The 16226-nt window shown below is 40.2% G+C and carries 15 protein-coding genes; 1 reads left to right on the top strand and 14 read right to left on the bottom strand.

Going from position 1 to position 16226, the window contains the following annotated elements; all coding sequences use genetic code 11:
• Positions 1-100 precede the first annotated feature (100 nt).
• Positions 101-1513: a sigma-54 interaction domain-containing protein gene (locus EIZ58_RS10965; RefSeq protein ID WP_134700780.1), complete on the top strand. Its 1413-nt coding sequence runs from the start codon at positions 101-103 to the stop codon at positions 1511-1513.
• Between the two features lie 222 nt (positions 1514-1735).
• Here the strand turns inward: EIZ58_RS10965 and EIZ58_RS10960 are convergent, their stop codons facing one another.
• The 14 genes from EIZ58_RS10960 to EIZ58_RS10895 form a co-directional block, all read right to left on the bottom strand.
• Complete coding sequence (locus EIZ58_RS10960) at positions 1736-3172, bottom strand: YfcC family protein (protein WP_370297652.1); 1437 nt, start codon at positions 3170-3172, stop codon at positions 1736-1738.
• Between the two features lie 25 nt (positions 3173-3197).
• A complete protein-coding gene (locus EIZ58_RS10955; RefSeq protein ID WP_134700778.1) occupies positions 3198-4811 on the bottom strand; it encodes an amidohydrolase in 1614 nt (537 codons plus the stop codon).
• Between the two features lie 30 nt (positions 4812-4841).
• The gene (locus EIZ58_RS35120; protein ID WP_370297669.1) at positions 4842-5126 is read right to left on the bottom strand and encodes a copper amine oxidase N-terminal domain-containing protein; all 285 of its coding nucleotides are present in this window, start codon (positions 5124-5126) and stop codon (positions 4842-4844) included.
• Positions 5127-5376: 250 nt separating this feature from the next.
• On the bottom strand, positions 5377-6240 hold the full coding sequence (locus EIZ58_RS10945; protein ID WP_134700776.1) for a MerR family transcriptional regulator: 864 nt from the start codon (positions 6238-6240) through the stop codon (positions 5377-5379).
• Between the two features lie 40 nt (positions 6241-6280).
• Positions 6281-7087 carry a carbon-nitrogen hydrolase family protein gene (locus tag EIZ58_RS10940; RefSeq protein ID WP_240689041.1) on the bottom strand — a complete coding sequence of 269 codons (807 nt, stop codon included), beginning with the start codon at positions 7085-7087 and terminating at the stop codon, positions 6281-6283.
• Positions 7088-7170: 83 nt separating this feature from the next.
• Positions 7171-8778, bottom strand: a complete 1608-nt coding sequence (locus EIZ58_RS10935) for an amidohydrolase (RefSeq protein ID WP_134700772.1) — start codon at positions 8776-8778, stop codon at positions 7171-7173.
• 13 nt (positions 8779-8791) lie between these two features.
• Positions 8792-10138, bottom strand: coding sequence for an APC family permease (locus tag EIZ58_RS10930; RefSeq protein ID WP_134700770.1), 1347 nt, complete (start codon positions 10136-10138; stop codon positions 8792-8794).
• Between the two features lie 533 nt (positions 10139-10671).
• Positions 10672-11448 carry an IclR family transcriptional regulator gene (locus tag EIZ58_RS10925; protein WP_205672140.1) on the bottom strand — a complete coding sequence of 259 codons (777 nt, stop codon included), beginning with the start codon at positions 11446-11448 and terminating at the stop codon, positions 10672-10674.
• Positions 11449-11465: 17 nt separating this feature from the next.
• Positions 11466-12308 (bottom strand): riboflavin kinase, encoded by an 843-nt coding sequence (locus tag EIZ58_RS10920; protein ID WP_134700766.1) that lies wholly within the window; start codon positions 12306-12308, stop codon positions 11466-11468.
• Between the two features lie 11 nt (positions 12309-12319).
• Entirely contained in the window at positions 12320-13468 is a 1149-nt protein-coding gene (locus tag EIZ58_RS10915; RefSeq protein WP_134700764.1) for a cysteine desulfurase family protein, read from the bottom strand.
• Positions 13469-13549: 81 nt separating this feature from the next.
• Positions 13550-14212 carry a GntR family transcriptional regulator gene (locus tag EIZ58_RS10910; RefSeq protein ID WP_134700762.1) on the bottom strand — a complete coding sequence of 221 codons (663 nt, stop codon included), beginning with the start codon at positions 14210-14212 and terminating at the stop codon, positions 13550-13552.
• Between the two features lie 187 nt (positions 14213-14399).
• Positions 14400-14750, bottom strand: a complete 351-nt coding sequence (locus EIZ58_RS10905; RefSeq protein ID WP_134700760.1) for a cupin domain-containing protein — start codon at positions 14748-14750, stop codon at positions 14400-14402.
• A 3-nt stretch (positions 14751-14753) separates the two neighbouring features.
• The gene (locus EIZ58_RS10900) at positions 14754-15428 is read right to left on the bottom strand and encodes a DUF2848 family protein (RefSeq protein ID WP_134700974.1); all 675 of its coding nucleotides are present in this window, start codon (positions 15426-15428) and stop codon (positions 14754-14756) included.
• A gap of 23 nt (positions 15429-15451) precedes the next feature.
• Positions 15452-16222, bottom strand: coding sequence for a carbon-nitrogen family hydrolase (locus tag EIZ58_RS10895; protein ID WP_134700758.1), 771 nt, complete (start codon positions 16220-16222; stop codon positions 15452-15454).
• Positions 16223-16226: the final 4 nt, after the last annotated feature.

Raw genomic sequence — 16226 nt, 5'->3', positions numbered from 1 at the left:
GGTTGTTTTGAACATAAAGCATCGTTACTGATTCGAAATCGATTCTTTTTGTTGACGAAAAATCAGAAAATATATATATTTAGGGAAAAAGGAGAAATAGATGATCAAAAATCTATCCAAACTCAATTATGGTATTTTCTTAAATATATTTGATACCTTAACCGATTCGATTTATATTGCAGACCATCAGGGGAATACACTTTGGCTCAATAAGACGAGTGAAAATATCAATGGTTCCAGAGATCAGTTAATCGGAAAAAATGTAAGAGACCTTGAAGCCGCTGGATTCTTCAATCCTTCCGTGATCAGACTTGCTTTGGAAGCCGGACAAGACGTAAGCATTGTACAGACTATGAAAAACGGCTACAAGTTTCTCGTAACTGGTCATATCATTTTCGATCCGAGAGGAGAGATTGAGTTAGTTATCGCCCATGCGCGTGACATTACCGAGAGTTTACGCATCACATCGCAATTGAAAGAAAAGGACTTTTTACTGAAGCAATATTCCGATGAAATTCAGAGGCTGAGATTGAACCAAAAAAACGACTGGACCGACAAAAACTTTATTGGAAAAAGCCCATCTTTTCTCTCCTTGCTTGATTTAGTAGAAAAAGTCTCTCAGGTGGACACGAATGTACTCATTACAGGAGAAACAGGTGTTGGTAAGACCTTTATTGCCAAGCGGATCCATAAACTAAGCAAACGATATGATCAACCTTTCTTGCAAATTAATTGCGGATCCATTCCTGAATCCTTACTTGAGTCTGAATTATTTGGATATAAAAAAGGGGCATTTACGGGGGCAAACCATAGCGGAAAACCTGGATTAGTTAAAATGGCGGATAAAGGAACTTTATTTCTGGATGAAATTGGTGAATTACCCCTCCACCTACAGTCTAAAATCCTTCAATTGATTCAAGAAAAGACGTACATTCCCATTGGGGATTCCAAATGGCATTCCGCTGATGTGAGAATTATTGCTGCTACGAACAGAAATCTGGAAGAAATGATCGAAGAGAATAAATTTCGCGCAGACTTATACTATCGCCTCAACATCCTGCCCCTTCGAGTTCCCTCTTTAATGGAACGACAAGAAGATATTTATCCCTTATCTCATTTATTCTTAAATAAGTTTAACCATCTTTATCAGAAAGAGCGATTTTTTGACAAAGAAACGTTGGATGCGTTACAAATGTATGACTGGCCAGGAAATATTCGCCAACTGGAAAATTTAATTGAACTCCTCGTGATTACCGCAAAACAAGAAGAGATTTCCATAGACGATTTCCCGGAAAACCTAAAAGGAATGAGACCATCAAAATGGAATGAGCCAAATCCGATTGAGCACACTTTACCAGAATTAGTGGAACAGCTTGAAAAAACACTTATCCAACAGACGTATCACAAGCACCAATCCACAAGGAAAACAGCTAAATCCCTTGGAATTACCCAATCTTCCTTAATTAGAAGGATTCAGAAGTATCAATTGGATTTGAAAACGGATTCTGGTTAAATTCCAAAAAAGGGTTGGGTATCTTCAGGCTAGACAAACAGCTCTGATCCTCTTCTTCTGGAGAATCAGGGCTTTTTTGTACTTTCTACAGTTTTGAATATACCTGATTCCCAAGCAAGATTCTAGTAATTAATATATCCCAATCTCTCAGGAGTAAAGATGAGAAATTGGGATTTAATTATTCAACCTTTACATACCCTTAAGATAAATTAAAGACTTTGACTAGTGTATCCCCATCAAAACAGCTATCAAGAGAGCCATCGCCGCAATTACACACCACCCGACTATAAGCTTCCAGACAAACTTTACCCATTTTTCATAAGGGATGCCAGCAACAGCTAAATAGCCCATTAGTGCTGCTGATGTGGGGATGATGGAATTTGTAATTCCATCCCCATATTGAAAGGCTAATACCGCCACCTGTCTGCTAACTCCTAACAAGTCAGCAACAGGTACCATGACAGGCATCGTCGTCATGGCTTGGGCTGGTCCAGCTGGAATGAAGAAATTCAAAAAAGTTTGGACTAAAAACATGCCTAAAGCTGTTCCAAAGTTAGGGAATCCTTGTATTACTCCGACTAAAGAATAGATAATGGTATCAATAACTTTTCCTTCTTCTAATATCACAAGAATGGCTCTTGCAAAGCCAACAATTAATGCACCAAAAGTGAGCGCTTTCGCTCCATCTACAAAGGAATCAAAAATTTGGTTAATAGATAGTTTCCCTACTAATCCGGCTATAAATCCTATTAATAGGAAAGATGCGGTTAACTCAGTAATAAACCATCCCCACCGGAACACGCCATATACATTGAAGGCTAATCCCCCTATTATGACGATAAACACTAGATAATGATAGAAGGACAGATTACTGCCTGTAGCCACCTCGACTTTACTCTTATTATTTATTTCTCTTTCAATCTCATAGATTACACTATGAGTAGGATCATCTTTCACTCTAAAAGCGTATCGTGAAACATACCATATTGCGAATAGCAAAATCACGATATATACACTAAAACGGAAAGCAAATCCAGAGAATAACGGTACTTCTGCAATTTCTTGAGCTATTCCTACAGTAAATGGATTAAGCATACCTCCAATAAATCCACTGGCAGCACCAATAGTTACCATAGCCGTCCCAGTAACAGCATCAAAGCCTATCGCACGTGCTAAAGCCACTCCTATAGGAACAAAAATAATACTCTCTTCCGCAAATCCAAAACTAAACCCCCCAATTGAAAATATGATCATAGAAATGGGGATCATTATTCTTTCTTTACCTTCTAGCTTGATTACGGCTTTTGCTATCCCGGCTTCAATGGCGCCCGTTGCACGAATAATGCCAAAGGCGCCCCCAACTAGAAAAATAAAAAAGACTATATTTGCTGCATCTTGCATTCCCATTGGGATGGCTTTAAATATATCAAATAAACCAATAGGATTTGCGTCTACTGGACTATAACTTCCACTTACTACCAATGTACTACCTGTAGCTTCATCTACCTTTCTTTCATATTCACCCGGAGTTAATATATAGGTGGAGGCTGCGGCAAATAAGATGATAAAGAGCAAAATAGCATACGTATGCGGAATGACAACTTTTTTCTTATTTTTAACTTCGGAGTATGTTTTTTGCTCCTCCATAAGAATGGACATTGTACCACCTCAATCAATTTGATATTTATACTACGTCTCTTTCGTCAAAAACAACTTTTCCATCAACTATGGTTAATAATACTTTAGTATGAGGTATTTCCTCCACGGGTATTTGAAATAGATTTTGTTCTAGAACAACAATATCAGCAAGTTTCCCTACTTCTAATGTTCCTAACTCATATTCTCGAAAGGCACCTTGTGCCGGTCCGATTGTATACGCTTTTAACGCTTCACTAAGTGTTATACATTCATGCGGATGCCATACTGTATTTCCACTACTGTCAATTCTCGTTACGGCACGGTAAATTTGTAAAAGTGGGTTTAAAGAATCAATGGGGAAATCCGTTCCAAATGCCAATTTTGCACCCGCTTTTTGCAGCGAACGAATCGAGAATACATGCTTTTCGCGTTCAGTACCAATTCGATCCGTGTAAACACCTCTTTCGGACATCGCAAAGTGATTAGGCTGCATCGATGCGGTAACGCCTAGCTCTTTGAAACGATGAATATCTTGTGGGTGTATCACTTCTACATGCTCAATAGAATGACGGGAGTCCCGCTTACCATTCACCTTTTGTGCTTCCTCATAAGCATCTAAAGCAAGACGAATCGCTCCATCCCCAATCGCATGAAAGCGAATGCTGAATCCCTCCTCATCTGCTTTTAGGACCCATTCCTTAATGGTCTCAGGAGGCAAAGTTGTCTCTCCACGTGTTTCAGGTTGGTCCGCGTAAGGCTCGAGTAAAAAAGCAGTGCGGGAAGTAATAACGCCATCGATAAATTGTTTAAGTCCACTCACGCGGAGTTTTTCCGATTGATAGGTATCTCGTAGTTTTTTAGCATGATCAATATCGCCATTTAAGGCTGGCCATAAATGAACTCGTGTTGTTAAATTTCCCTTGCTTTCAAACTCTTCGAATACATCAAGTGCTTCTACTGATTTCAAAGCATGTAAGTCATGGACGGCAGTAATGCCTAGGCTTGCTGCATAGGCCAAAAAATTGGAGAACATTTCTTCCTTTTGGTTTCGAGAAAAATTAAAAGCATGGTGAATTACATCATCCATTGCATTTTCATATAAGATGCCATTTGGTTCCCCATTGGTGTCTTTTCCAATATAGCCGTAAGAAGGCTTTTGCGTATTACGAGTGATGTTTGCTAACTCTAAGGCCTTAGTATTTACCCATGCATAATGACCCTCTGCATGAAACATGATTGCTGGCCGATCTGGAAGGATACGATCTAATGAAGAACGTGTGGGTAATTCTTTCTTATCCCAATAACCTGCGTCCCAGGTAAATCCGATGACCCATGGATTAGCCGGATTATTCTTCGCGAATTCTTGAATCATGTCTAGCGCCTCATCTTCTGAACGAGCCGAGAATAGATTGACACTATGAAGTGCAATCGCTCCCTGCATAATATGAAGATGGAAATCGTGAAATCCAGGCATTATGAATTGGTCTTTGAAATCGTAGATCTTTGTATGTTCCCCTACCAAATGTTTAATTTCTGCTTCCGTTCCAATGGCAACGATTTTATTGTCAATTATTGCAATGGAAGCAGATTCCGGATGATCCGTAAGTCCTGTAAATACGGTATTACTTGAAACGATGATGTCGGCTAGTCGTTGTCTCATTTTGAATTCTTCCTTTCATTTTCAACAAAATTAGTTTGTTATGATTTCAACGGATCTCGTCGCTTTTATCCAGGTAACCTTTGCTCCGAATGTTTCAGATACAAATCGGACTGAAATCATGGGTACACCATTTACTAGCTTTACAGGAACAATTAGCTTTGTATCCCCTTGACTAGCAGGAATAGTATGGGTTTGCTTGTCCCAAACACTTTTAATGCCTAGAGCTTCAAATAAGGTTTGGGCAGGAACTTGTATGGAACCGTTATCATTTATCGACGGTTGATCAAATGAAATTGTTTTTCCATTAAGCTTAATTTCTGTTTCTTTTTGTCCTTCGAATACAATTTTTCCATCTACAATGGTATAAGATATCGGTGTTTCTGAAATATCTTTGGGTGTAATCGTTGCACCCCCTAATTTAACTCTTAAAATTCCGATAATAATAACATACCTCCATTCATAAGTTATGAATTCATCATAAAGTCTTGTCTAACTCTAGAGTCAACGGTAATAACAAAAAAAAGCCTTCTAAATGAGCTGAGTGTCATTTAGAAGACTGAACATTTTATTTTACATTCTCGCGGATTGGAATTTGAATTTCATAGTAAGCTTCCTCGAAATGGTTCGTCAGTGAAACGTCTATTTGCATAACACGAATGGCATCTCCGATAATAATGTACTCATGGGTATCACAATAATCAAGTAGCTTCTTAAGTTGTGGCAACATTTTCTTTCTTACAAGTCCTCCGTAGTAAGTGCAAGCAAATAACCCTTCTTCTAATTTTTTAGTAGGTTGATTACACTCTTCCTCTTGTACAAGAATAAATAATGTAGATTGAAATGTACTAATGTTATGGATAAATTCAGATGATTGGCGGATTTCATCGAAATACTCTTTATCGATAAAATCTCCAAATTTATTGCTAGCCAATACCGGAATGATCCCACCAATCATGTTTTCAAGCTCTAAGAATCCAAAATGAATATTCTCAGTATCTTCCCAACTAAATGGTCTAGTTAGCTGAATGTACTCTCTTTCTTCAAAATGTTTAATCAAAATATCCGCATTCTCGTAACTGCTCGTAAAATATTCAATATTTTCCAACCGATTCTTCAATGTATGATGGATATATTGTAATTCCTTTATTTTTTCTTGAATATTATACATCGATTGTTCAAGTAGTTGAACCGACTTTTTAACATTTCGGTTTGTTAAAAATTCTTTGATTTCTCCCAAGGAAAAACCTACTCTTCTTAGTTCTTTTATGGTTCCTAGCACTTCATACTGAGAAATAGAGTAAAAACGATAACCGGTATCAGGATCTATGTAATAAGGCTTCAGTAAGCCAATTTTATCGTAGTGACGCAACGTATCGACAGTTATGCCTCGCAGCTTCGCCATTTCTCCTATACTGAGTTTGTTTTGCATGGCTATTTCTCCTTCTAACTAACATAAAAAATTTAAATGATTAGATTCTAACTTCCCAAATTCCCTTTCCAATTTCCTTAGAAGGTGCATTACTATGCACCCTTCGAGCCCTCAGATAATGATACTGTTGTCTACTCTCCTGAACAAGAGACAAGTCTAGCGATACCGATAAAACCTCCTCTTCACGTCCCGCTTCCGCAATGATCCGTCCATATGGATCAACAACAACGCTCTCTCCACAAAACGTAGTCCCGTCTAATTGTCCAATTCGATTTACCAGAGCAACAAACATTTGATTCTCCTGTGCTCTGGCTTGAATCGCAACACGGTGAACCGGACCGTCCCAATTCCCATCTGTCACAAACAATAGCTCTGTTCCCATACTTGCAACTGCACGTGCGGTTTCCGGAAATTCTATATCGTAGCAAATGAGTAGCCCGATTTTTGTGTCCTCCCAGCTGCAGCTTCGAAAACAATTTCCTGCATGAACTACCTCAGATTCGCCTACCCACAAATGGGTTTTGCGATAGGATAGCAACAATCCTGTCGGTCCGACTAGAACCGTTGTGTTATAAGTATTCTCTCCCTCCTTTTCGTAAAACCCAACAACAATGGAAGTATTAGCTTCCTTGGCTTGACGCTCCAAATGTTTAATAATGGGTCCATTTAAAGGTTCAGCTAAGGTACGAGCAACCTCCGGAGAAAGAAATCCTGTGATAAAGGTCTCAGGAAAAATAATGAAGTCGTGAGAATGACCATAATTATTCACCACCTGATCTAAACAAGCCAGATTGTGCTCAACCTTCCCGTCTTCACAAATGAGTTGTGCCAATGCGATCCTCACCATTTTCACGATGAAAGCCTCCCTATCAATATAACACGCAAGAATAATGCCAAAATAAACATTTGATAGCCAGTCCTAATTGGCTGTTAGCTTTCGAAAACGATTTTGCCATCCATCATCGTCAAGCGTACCTTTGCATCGCGTATCTGTTCCGGTGATACTTCAAATAAATTGCGATCCAGCACAACGATATCTGCCAGCTTGCCCTTTTCCAGCGTTCCCATTTCGTTCTCCCGGAAAGCGCCGTAGGCCGGATCGACCGTATAATGTCGCAAAGCATCCACCAGCGGAATACATTCCGCTTCATTCAAGACTCTATCTTCGCTATACTCCAACCTTGTCACCGCACGGTGAATTTCCAGCATCGGATTAAGCGGCGCAACGGGATAATCACTCCCGAACGCTAGGGTCGCCCCCGACTCTTTGAGTGTTTTTATGGGGTATATGCGATCGCTCTTCTCCTCGCCGATTCGAGTCGTATAGCTGCTGACTGGCATGAGCGCCAAGTGCTGCGGCTGCATGGAAGCCATGACCCCCAGTTGCTTGAAGCGAGGGATATCCTCTGGATGAACAACTTCAAGGTGTTCTAGCGTGTGTCTAGAATCCCGCCTGCCATTCCGCTTCTGTGCTTCCTCGAAAGCATCCAGGGCAATCCTTGTCGCCGCGTCACCAATGGTATGGAAGCGGATCCGGAACCCCTCCCGATCTGCATCAATAACCCATTGCTTGATTGTTTCTTCCGGGAAAGCAGGTTCCCCTCTCCATTCCGGTTGATCGATATAGGGATCCAGCATATAGGCTGTATGACCGGATACGACTCCGTCTATGAATTGCTTTAATCCTGAAAATTGCAGCTTGTCGGATTGGTAGGTTTCCCTTAACGCTTTGGCGGTTTCCAAGTCACCATCGAGTGCAGGTAAAATATGAATGCGGGCACTCATGCGTTCTTGGTCTTCAAATTTCTTAAACAATTCATATCGCATGATTTTTTTCATCGCACGACTGGAGAACATATCATGTACGGATGTGACTCCAACTTTGGCTGCTTGTTTGAAAAAGTTTACCAAAATTTCCTCTTCCCGCTTTTCGGAGAAATGAAGCGCATGATCAGCCGCCAGGCTCATGGCTGACTCGTGCAGGATGCCGGTCGGCTCGCCAAACTCGTCCTTATGAATGATGCCGAAAGGAGGAGATACGGTGTTCCGATCCACGTTGATCAATTCCAATGCTTTACTGTTCACCCATGCATAATGACATTCTGCCGAAAACAGCAGGGCTGGTCGATCGGGTAGCACCCTATCCAGTGATGATCGATGCGGATAATCTGGATTTGTCCAACTGTCTTTATCCCAGCCGTAACCAATAATCCAGTGATCCTCCGGTCTAGAATGCGCGTATTGCTTAACCATCTCCACCGCCTCTAACTCCGACTTCGCTTCAGACAAAGACACACTGAATTCGTTAAAAAGACTGCCCAGCATCACATGTACATGAAAATCGTGAAACCCGGCCATGATTAATTGATCCTCATAATGAAACTGCTTCGTATGCGGACCGATCCAACTTTCAACTTCTTGTCTAGTACCAATATGCGCAATTTTATTGCCAACGATCACGATGGCCGCCGGGTGCGGACATTCATCCAACCCGGTAAACACGGCATTGCTAGTCAAAATTACATCTGCTGTTCTCATATTGTCCTCCATTCTAGACTTCATAGCTCTCGTTTAATTTTAATTCCGGCGTTTTTTTGCTAAATCCTTTGGTTAGAACGAGCAAGTAAATGAAACCAGCCAACAACCATAAGCTGCCCAATGTTTTTGAATGTCCATCCAATCCGATAAGCAACCATATGTTAACTGCAACACCCGCCAAAGGAAGGAGCATATAAGAGAGGATGCCTAAGAAGGTGCGTTCTCTCTGTCGAATGAAATAGTGAAAAAACACGGATAGATTAACGAAGGTGAATGCAACCAGTGCGCCAAAATTGATGAATAAGGCAACGGTTTCCAAATTCATGAACAAGGCCGTTAAGGAAATAGCGCTTACGATCAATATATTGAGAATCGGTGTTTGATATTTCGGATGAATATAGCCAAAAAACTTTTTGGGAAGAACTTCATCTTTTCCCATCGCATACATAATGCGTCCTACGCTTGCCTGCGATACCATAGCAGAAGCAAAACATCCAACGGCTATAAAGGCTAGAAACGTAGATTTAAGGAAAGTACCGCCAACTAAAATAATGATATCGAATGAACCCGCATCGGCGTTTTGGAACTTGGTATGATCCGGGAAAACGGTATAGCACAAATACGAGACCACGATAAAAACAACCCCTCCAAGCAATGTGACGATCATAATCGCCCGCGGAATCGTTTTCGTAGGCTGAATCGTTTCTTCAGCAAACGTGGTTACCGAGTCAAATCCCAGGAAAGAGAAGCATAGCAAGGCTACGCCAGTAAGAACATGTGAGGGGGTAATACCATGATGAAAAAAAGGATACGTTGTGATTAGACTCCCTGTCCCAACGCCCTCCATGACTTTTTTTACTGCTAACACGCAAAAGATCAAAATAAAAAGAAATCCGAAGATGGATATAAGTAAATTCACCCTAGACGCCATCTTAATCCCTCTGACGTTAATGAAGGTTACAACAAGCAGCATCGCTAAAATCCAGACATAACTCGGGACTTGAGGAAATTGAGCCTCGAAGAAGATAGAGAAAACCAAAAAATTAACCATGGGAATAAACAAATAATCAATTAATATCGCCCACCCGACTAGAAAACCAACTCGTGGTCCAATCGACTTCTGAGCATAAGTGTAAGCGGATCCGGAAAAAGGATAAGCTCTGGACATTTTACCGTAGCTATTCGCCGTTAAAAGCATCGCCATTAGAGTCAGTACATAGGCACCCGCTACAACCCCATCCGTTATTTGCGCCGCGATGCCATAAGTGCTGAAAACGGTTCCAATCGCCATAAAGGAAATTCCGAACAATACAACCGGCGCAAGAGTTAGTGTACGCTTTAAAGAAACAGTATTCTCCATAAATAATCCTCCTTTTCTTCATGCTATTCGTGATTTAAATCATTTCATTGACTGAAACTTGCAACAGTTTCTACTATATTCTAACGGGTGGTCTTAACTGTATGACAATCTGCCTTTTCAGAGATATTCGATCAAAAGCATGGAGTATACTCCATGGGGCGTATCTATGCACAATGGCATAGATATGCATACAAGCATAATAACCCTACGAAATCGTGGGTACTTCTCCACGATAAAAACTGTTTTTTATAGAGTGTAATGGGTTCTACCGAGTCTATCAGAGATCCAACGTCTAATTGGCACAAGAATTGCATCTATATTTAATAGATCACACTGCTTGTTTGCTCAATCCATTGTATTGAGCAAATTATGGAGTGTTTGTCACTCTAATTATCACTCACTTGTGTAGGTATTACACATTCCTATCCCTTGAAAGGAGAGAGTCTTCTCTCCTATTTTTTATTCATTGGATGTCTAGCTTCTCTGCAAAAACAGCCTCCGGAATGTATTCCGGAGGCTGTTTTTTTGATGGATTATCCCACAGTTGGGTATTTAGATTTGTCCCATCCCAGTTCTTTTGAGATGGTACGGGAAGCTATTTTGACCTTATCAATAAGTTGTGGTAAACGATCTTTATGAAAGCGCTCATCAGGACCTATTATACTTATACCTGCTACCACCTTGCCTGTATTATTAAAAATGGGTGCAGCTACAGAACAAGTGTAATTTTCCAGTTCAGCTTGGCTAACAGTAAATCCGACTTTGACGGATTCCTCCAGAATACTCCTCAGTGTTGCCTTATCTGTGATGGTTCCGAAGCCAATTGGTATAAGTTCAATCTCTTTCAAATATTGTTCCCGGTCATCAGTTGGAGAAAAGGCCAGTAAAATGCGAGAACTTGCCCCTGCATACAGCGGAGACCTTTGGCCTATCTTTGTATAGAGTCTAACAGGATGTGTCGTATCAAGTTGTTCGATACAAACAACTTCCCTACCATCCTTTATGGTGAGTTTCACTGCTTCATCGACATCATTACGAAGAGCTTTCATGATAGGCGTGGAAATTTCGCGAATATCCAGGCGATCGGCGACTAATTGACTGTATTGAAGAAACAATAATCCGAGAGAGTATTGACCTTGTTCATCTCTCTGGAGAAATCCCATCTCTTCAAGCGAACTAATCATTCTATGAACAGACGTTTTGGGGATGCAGGACAGTTGTACCATTTCATTTAAGCTCAACTCGGAGTGTTTCAGAAAAAGATTAAGGATATCCAACGATTTAACCACTGTCTTATTTTTATTTTTCACAGCTATCTTTTCCTTGTTTAAGTGATTCGATGTAACCATTTTAATTTTACATTTTTATTGCAAAAGTTTTTCGGATAATCAAACAATTTTACTTCTATAAATTCTAGTTCAGCCTTTGTCTTTAATTTTTGATAACAGATACCATCATAATATTCATTTTCTATTTGAGCTTGGATTTTATACATTCCTGATCTAGGTAGCATATAATCCCTATCCACGTAAATCTTGACCATAACCCCATCATCCAATGGATAGCTTCGGGGAATTTTCATCACCCTCCCCCTAATTTCATAGAAGTCTCCTAGATACTCAGGAACTACTCCTACATTCCCAGATGAAATGAATTGGCGAATAATAGTAGAGCTAATCTTCTGATTATGGTGTTCAATTTTAGCGATAGTTGTAACTTCAAATTTTCCTCGACCCTCTTCCTTAAGTTTATCCATGTTACCTTCACCTTTGTAGCCATAGGTGAAGTCAAAGCCAGCCACTACGTGCTTACAATGAACACCAAGAATGTATTGCTTTACAAAATCTATCGAAGAAAGGAGTGAAAAGTTTATATCAAACTTAACTACGTATAGCCTCTCAACTCCCATATTGGCAAAAAGTTCATTTTTAACAGGCAAGGGAGACAAGTAATCCACTGAATTTGCGTTTTTATTGATCACTTCTCTTGGATGAGGATAAAATGTCATAACGGAAAATTTTAAGTTTTTTTTCTTCGCTATATCTCTGGCCGTTTGAATGATTTGTTTATGACCAAGATGAACTCCATCAAAAAAACCAAGTGCCATTACACAAGGTTCTGCTTTAAGATAATCAACAAGAAAAGGATGTTCTAAATGTAAAATTTCCATATTATCATTCCTTATCTTAAACGCTCTATAATTTGAACTACTTTTTTAGCGACAGTTCGACCATCTTCTACGGTATTATTTAAGCCAAAGCTAAACCGAATGGCAGACTTCAACCTTCTTTTATCTTCGTACATTGCAGAAACGACATGAGAGGCCTCTAGTGAACCCGACGCACAGGCCGAACCACTGGAGCAGTAGATACCCTCCATATCCAGACTCATGAGCATGACCTCCGTATCTATCTCAGGAAAACTAACATTTAGTATATGCGGGAGAAAATGCGTGGGGTGTCCATTAAGCATAAATTCTATTCCTTCTTCTTTCCAAATTTTAGTCATCTCCTCCCGAATGGCTATATATTTTGTTCTTCGCTCCTCCATCGTTTGCCTAGAGAATTCAGCGGCTTTGGCAAATCCGACAATACCAGGTACATTTTCCGTACCTGCCCGTCGCTTTTTCTCTTGCTGCCCCCCATGTAAAAGAGGAGTGAATTTGATTTTACCTGATAGGAATAACGCTCCAACCCCTTTGGGTCCATTGATTTTGTGACTTGATATAGACAGGGAGTCAACCGGAATTTCAGAAATGTCGATAGGGATAGAACCATAGGCTTGAATGGCGTCCGTATGCATGGCCACTCCCTTTTCCTTAGCGAACTCCGCAATTTCTTTAATAGGCTGAAGCGTTCCTACTTCATTGTTCCCGTACATAACGCTGATTAAGATAGTAGATTCTTTCATTACCTGTTTAACGTCTTTTAAATCTACCATTCCGTATTGATCAACAGGTAGATAGGTAACTTCGAATCCCAGCCTTTTTAAATACTCACAAGTATGAAGAACAGCATGATGTTCGATTATCGAAGTAATAATATGATTTCCTTTGTTCCTATTGGCTAATGCAATACCCATAAGCGCCATATTATCCGCTTCCGTTCCACTGCTAGTAAACACAATTTGGTTTGGCTCAGCACCCAATGTGCTGGAAATTTGTTCCCGTGCTTCGTCTATAGCCCTACGGCCTTGGCGGCCCAATCGATGAACACTAGAGGGATTACCATAGGCTTCTTCAAAATAGGGGATCATCGCATCCAAAACCTGTGGAAAAACAAACGTAGAAGCCGCGTGGTCGAAATAGATGTCTTTCACAACGTTCACCATACCCTTTACCTTTTCAATCTAAATAAATCTTAAGGGTACCTCAAGATCATTGACGATACCCTTAGTTAGAAGCTTGTTATCTTAATCTTCCTGAATCGTGATTTTTTCCTTGGTCCTATTAAGATGATCGATCATAACTTCAACCGCTAACCCTTTATCTTTATCGCTCAATGCCCTTATAATGTTCCGATGCTCGTCAAGGACTTCCTTCATCCGATTCTGTTTTTGAATGGCTTGTAGTCCAATAAGTTGACTTAAATCATGCAAATTCAATAATACTTGTTCGACCAATTCAAATTTAACAAATCGGACTAGATTAAGGTGGAATTCTTGGTCCAAGTTGATGAATCTTTCGTTTTCGTTATTATTCATTGCTTCTTCTTGCAAATTACAAATTTCACTCAGCACCTCTAGCTGCTCATCAGTGATAGACTCAGTCAATGCTTTCATGATTTCACTTTCAATGGAAGTACGCAAAAGGAAGATCTGCTCCAACTCACTGTGGGTAATTTTTCTTACCTGTAATCCTTTTCTCGGTACCGTTGTAATTAAACCTTCTTTAGATAAATCTAAAATAGCCTCTCTGACCGGTGTTCTGGAGGTATTGAGCATTTCAGCTAATTGAACTTCCGTAAATATTTCATTTCCCGGAATCTGGCCATGTAACACCGCATTCTTAATTTGTCTGTATACTCTTTCCTTTGTCGTCTCGTTAATAATAGGTTCAATACTAAATTTAGACATCGCACTCACCCTTTTTGTTTATACATGGGTTTTCTCGTGCTTTATGTATTGTGTATACACAGAACACACCCGTGCTTCTATACTACCTCCGGCTCATGATATTGTCAATAACATATCCAAAACATTTGAAAGCTATTACACATTAATTGAAAAAAGGCACATTAAAAGTAATGTGCCTTAGCTAATTTTATTGACCTTTGCTATAATAGCGAACTTCAAAGGTCTTGCACCCATTAGGTGATTTCCAAGGCCCGTGCTTCATCCCTGGTGGTCTGCAGGCTACCATTCCTGCCGTAAATTCCTCATTTAATTCTAAATCGATCAGACTACCTTCAATTACATAAAGCTCTTCCCAGAAATCATGGATCTGAACGCCATTGGGGGTCGTATCTGTTCCAGGTGCAAATTCCAAAATTCGTGTTGCGACTCCACTTTCAGGATCTGCTGCAATTACTCGTTCAAATAAACCTTCGACTTTTGTAAATGGCTTACGTTCAAATTTCTTATAATCTACAAATTCTAGTTCTGGTTTAGCCATCGCTTATACTTCCTCCGCATCTTTTAAGATTTTAATATCATAGGATAATTCAATTCTTCGATCCGTTAACCGATCATAGAGCTCGGCACGGAAGGTGTCCCCAAAAATAAACTCCCCAGCCAGCAACGGTAACGTACCACAAAAAACAACCATATCTTCGCTGTCATAACCACGTTCACGGATGATGCTCAAAAGTTCTTTGGGCGAAAGAAACGCTTCTAGTTTTCCCAATTGGTATTCGCGTTCTTCACCATTCATAATAACCCAGCTTTTGATTTCGATTTCATCCCAACGATTCTCTACTTCATCTAAGGACCAGAATTGAGCTGAAATCGGCTTACTGCATACTTGTTTAGACTTTTGAATATTAACGGCCTCAAGTACTCGGTCCGTATGATCGCTCCCCAGTCCGATAAACCATTTTCCTTGAATTTGTACCAAGACTACTTCTGCTTCTCCACTAGTGTCCTTTCTGACTACCGAAATTGAATTTTCTGTGGTCAAAAGTTCTGTCGTAAGATCGTAAATCATAGGAACTCGAGGGGGAGCAGGGACCCCAATTTCTTTCAATTCTTCAATGTGTCGCTTAACAGAGTCCTGATCCTTTCCCGTATAGCCCGCGATGAGCAAACGTTTCGGATCCCATGTGATACGTTCTTCGTTAATTTTTATATCCATATCCACTTTTCCCCTCCTGCCGATTAAAATATACGATGTTTTAGTTGCGGGAACACTTCTCGAATATGGGCAATTTGCGATGGATCAATCTCCGTCTTAAGTACCGCTTCATGATCGCCAACAGAAGCTATCACATTTCCCCAAGGATCTACAACTCGACTATGACCTCCCAAGAGGACGTTATGCGTCGTTCCCACACAGTTACTAGAAATTAGAAAGCATTGATTCTCTAATGCTCTTGCTGCATTAAATAGCTTCCAATGTTCTAATCGTTGGTGAGGCCATGCAGAAGTGACCAAAAGGAATTCTGCTCCGAGATCAACCTCTGCCCGATATAATTCTGGAAATCTTAAATCAAAGCAGGTCGATAAACCAACTTTTCCAAAATCTGTTTCAATTACAACGGGGCTTTCACCTCTTGTTAGTAACTTTCCTTCAGCTGATCCGTAATGAAACAGATGTATTTTTCTGTACGTGCCCAACAGTTGACCATGAGGTGAAAAAAGAACACTCGTATTGTAATATTTGCCGTTATTTCTTTCTATGAAACTACCAGCAAATAGATAGGCATTTAATTGCTTGGCCTTAGCAGAGAATTGTTGGACAAAAGGGCCGTTTAACTCCTCGGATTCATCAATATATCGATCAAAAGAAAAGTAACCTGTTGCCCACACTTCAGGCAGCATAATGAGGTCACTTCCACTTAATTGATTCAGCATAGAATCAACCCGTTCAATACGCTGTTCCTTTGTCTCATGATCTCTAATTTCGAGCTGAACAGAAGCTATCTTCAAATCA

It is taken from the genome of Ammoniphilus sp. YIM 78166 (assembly GCF_004522215.1).
Lineage (GTDB): Bacteria > Bacillota > Bacilli > Aneurinibacillales > RAOX-1 > YIM-78166.
Note: the sequence above shows the minus strand (reverse complement) of the source record. Positions and strands in the feature narration are given on the sequence as shown.

Bases quoted from the DNA above. Each gene is read 5' to 3' on its own strand.
- EIZ58_RS10955 (WP_134700778.1), bottom strand. From the start codon at position 4,811: ATGAGACAACGACTAGCCGACATCATCGTTTCAAGTAATACCGTATTT.
- EIZ58_RS10900 (WP_134700974.1), bottom strand. From the start codon at position 15,428: ATGGATATAAAAATTAACGAAGAACGTATCACATGGGATCCGAAACGT.
- EIZ58_RS10930 (WP_134700770.1), bottom strand. From the start codon at position 10,138: ATGGAGAATACTGTTTCTTTAAAGCGTACACTAACTCTTGCGCCGGTT.
- EIZ58_RS10920 (WP_134700766.1), bottom strand. From the start codon at position 12,308: ATGGAAATTTTACATTTAGAACATCCTTTTCTTGTTGATTATCTTAAA.
- EIZ58_RS10915 (WP_134700764.1), bottom strand. From the start codon at position 13,468: ATGGTGAACGTTGTGAAAGACATCTATTTCGACCACGCGGCTTCTACG.
- EIZ58_RS10935 (WP_134700772.1), bottom strand. From the start codon at position 8,778: ATGAGAACAGCAGATGTAATTTTGACTAGCAATGCCGTGTTTACCGGG.
- EIZ58_RS10965 (WP_134700780.1), top strand. From the start codon at position 101: ATGATCAAAAATCTATCCAAACTCAATTATGGTATTTTCTTAAATATA.
- EIZ58_RS10905 (WP_134700760.1), bottom strand. From the start codon at position 14,750: ATGGCTAAACCAGAACTAGAATTTGTAGATTATAAGAAATTTGAACGT.
- EIZ58_RS10945 (WP_134700776.1), bottom strand. From the start codon at position 6,240: ATGCAAAACAAACTCAGTATAGGAGAAATGGCGAAGCTGCGAGGCATA.
- EIZ58_RS10940 (WP_240689041.1), bottom strand. From the start codon at position 7,087: ATGGTGAGGATCGCATTGGCACAACTCATTTGTGAAGACGGGAAGGTT.
- EIZ58_RS10960 (WP_370297652.1), bottom strand. From the start codon at position 3,172: ATGTCCATTCTTATGGAGGAGCAAAAAACATACTCCGAAGTTAAAAAT.
- EIZ58_RS10910 (WP_134700762.1), bottom strand. From the start codon at position 14,212: ATGTCTAAATTTAGTATTGAACCTATTATTAACGAGACGACAAAGGAA.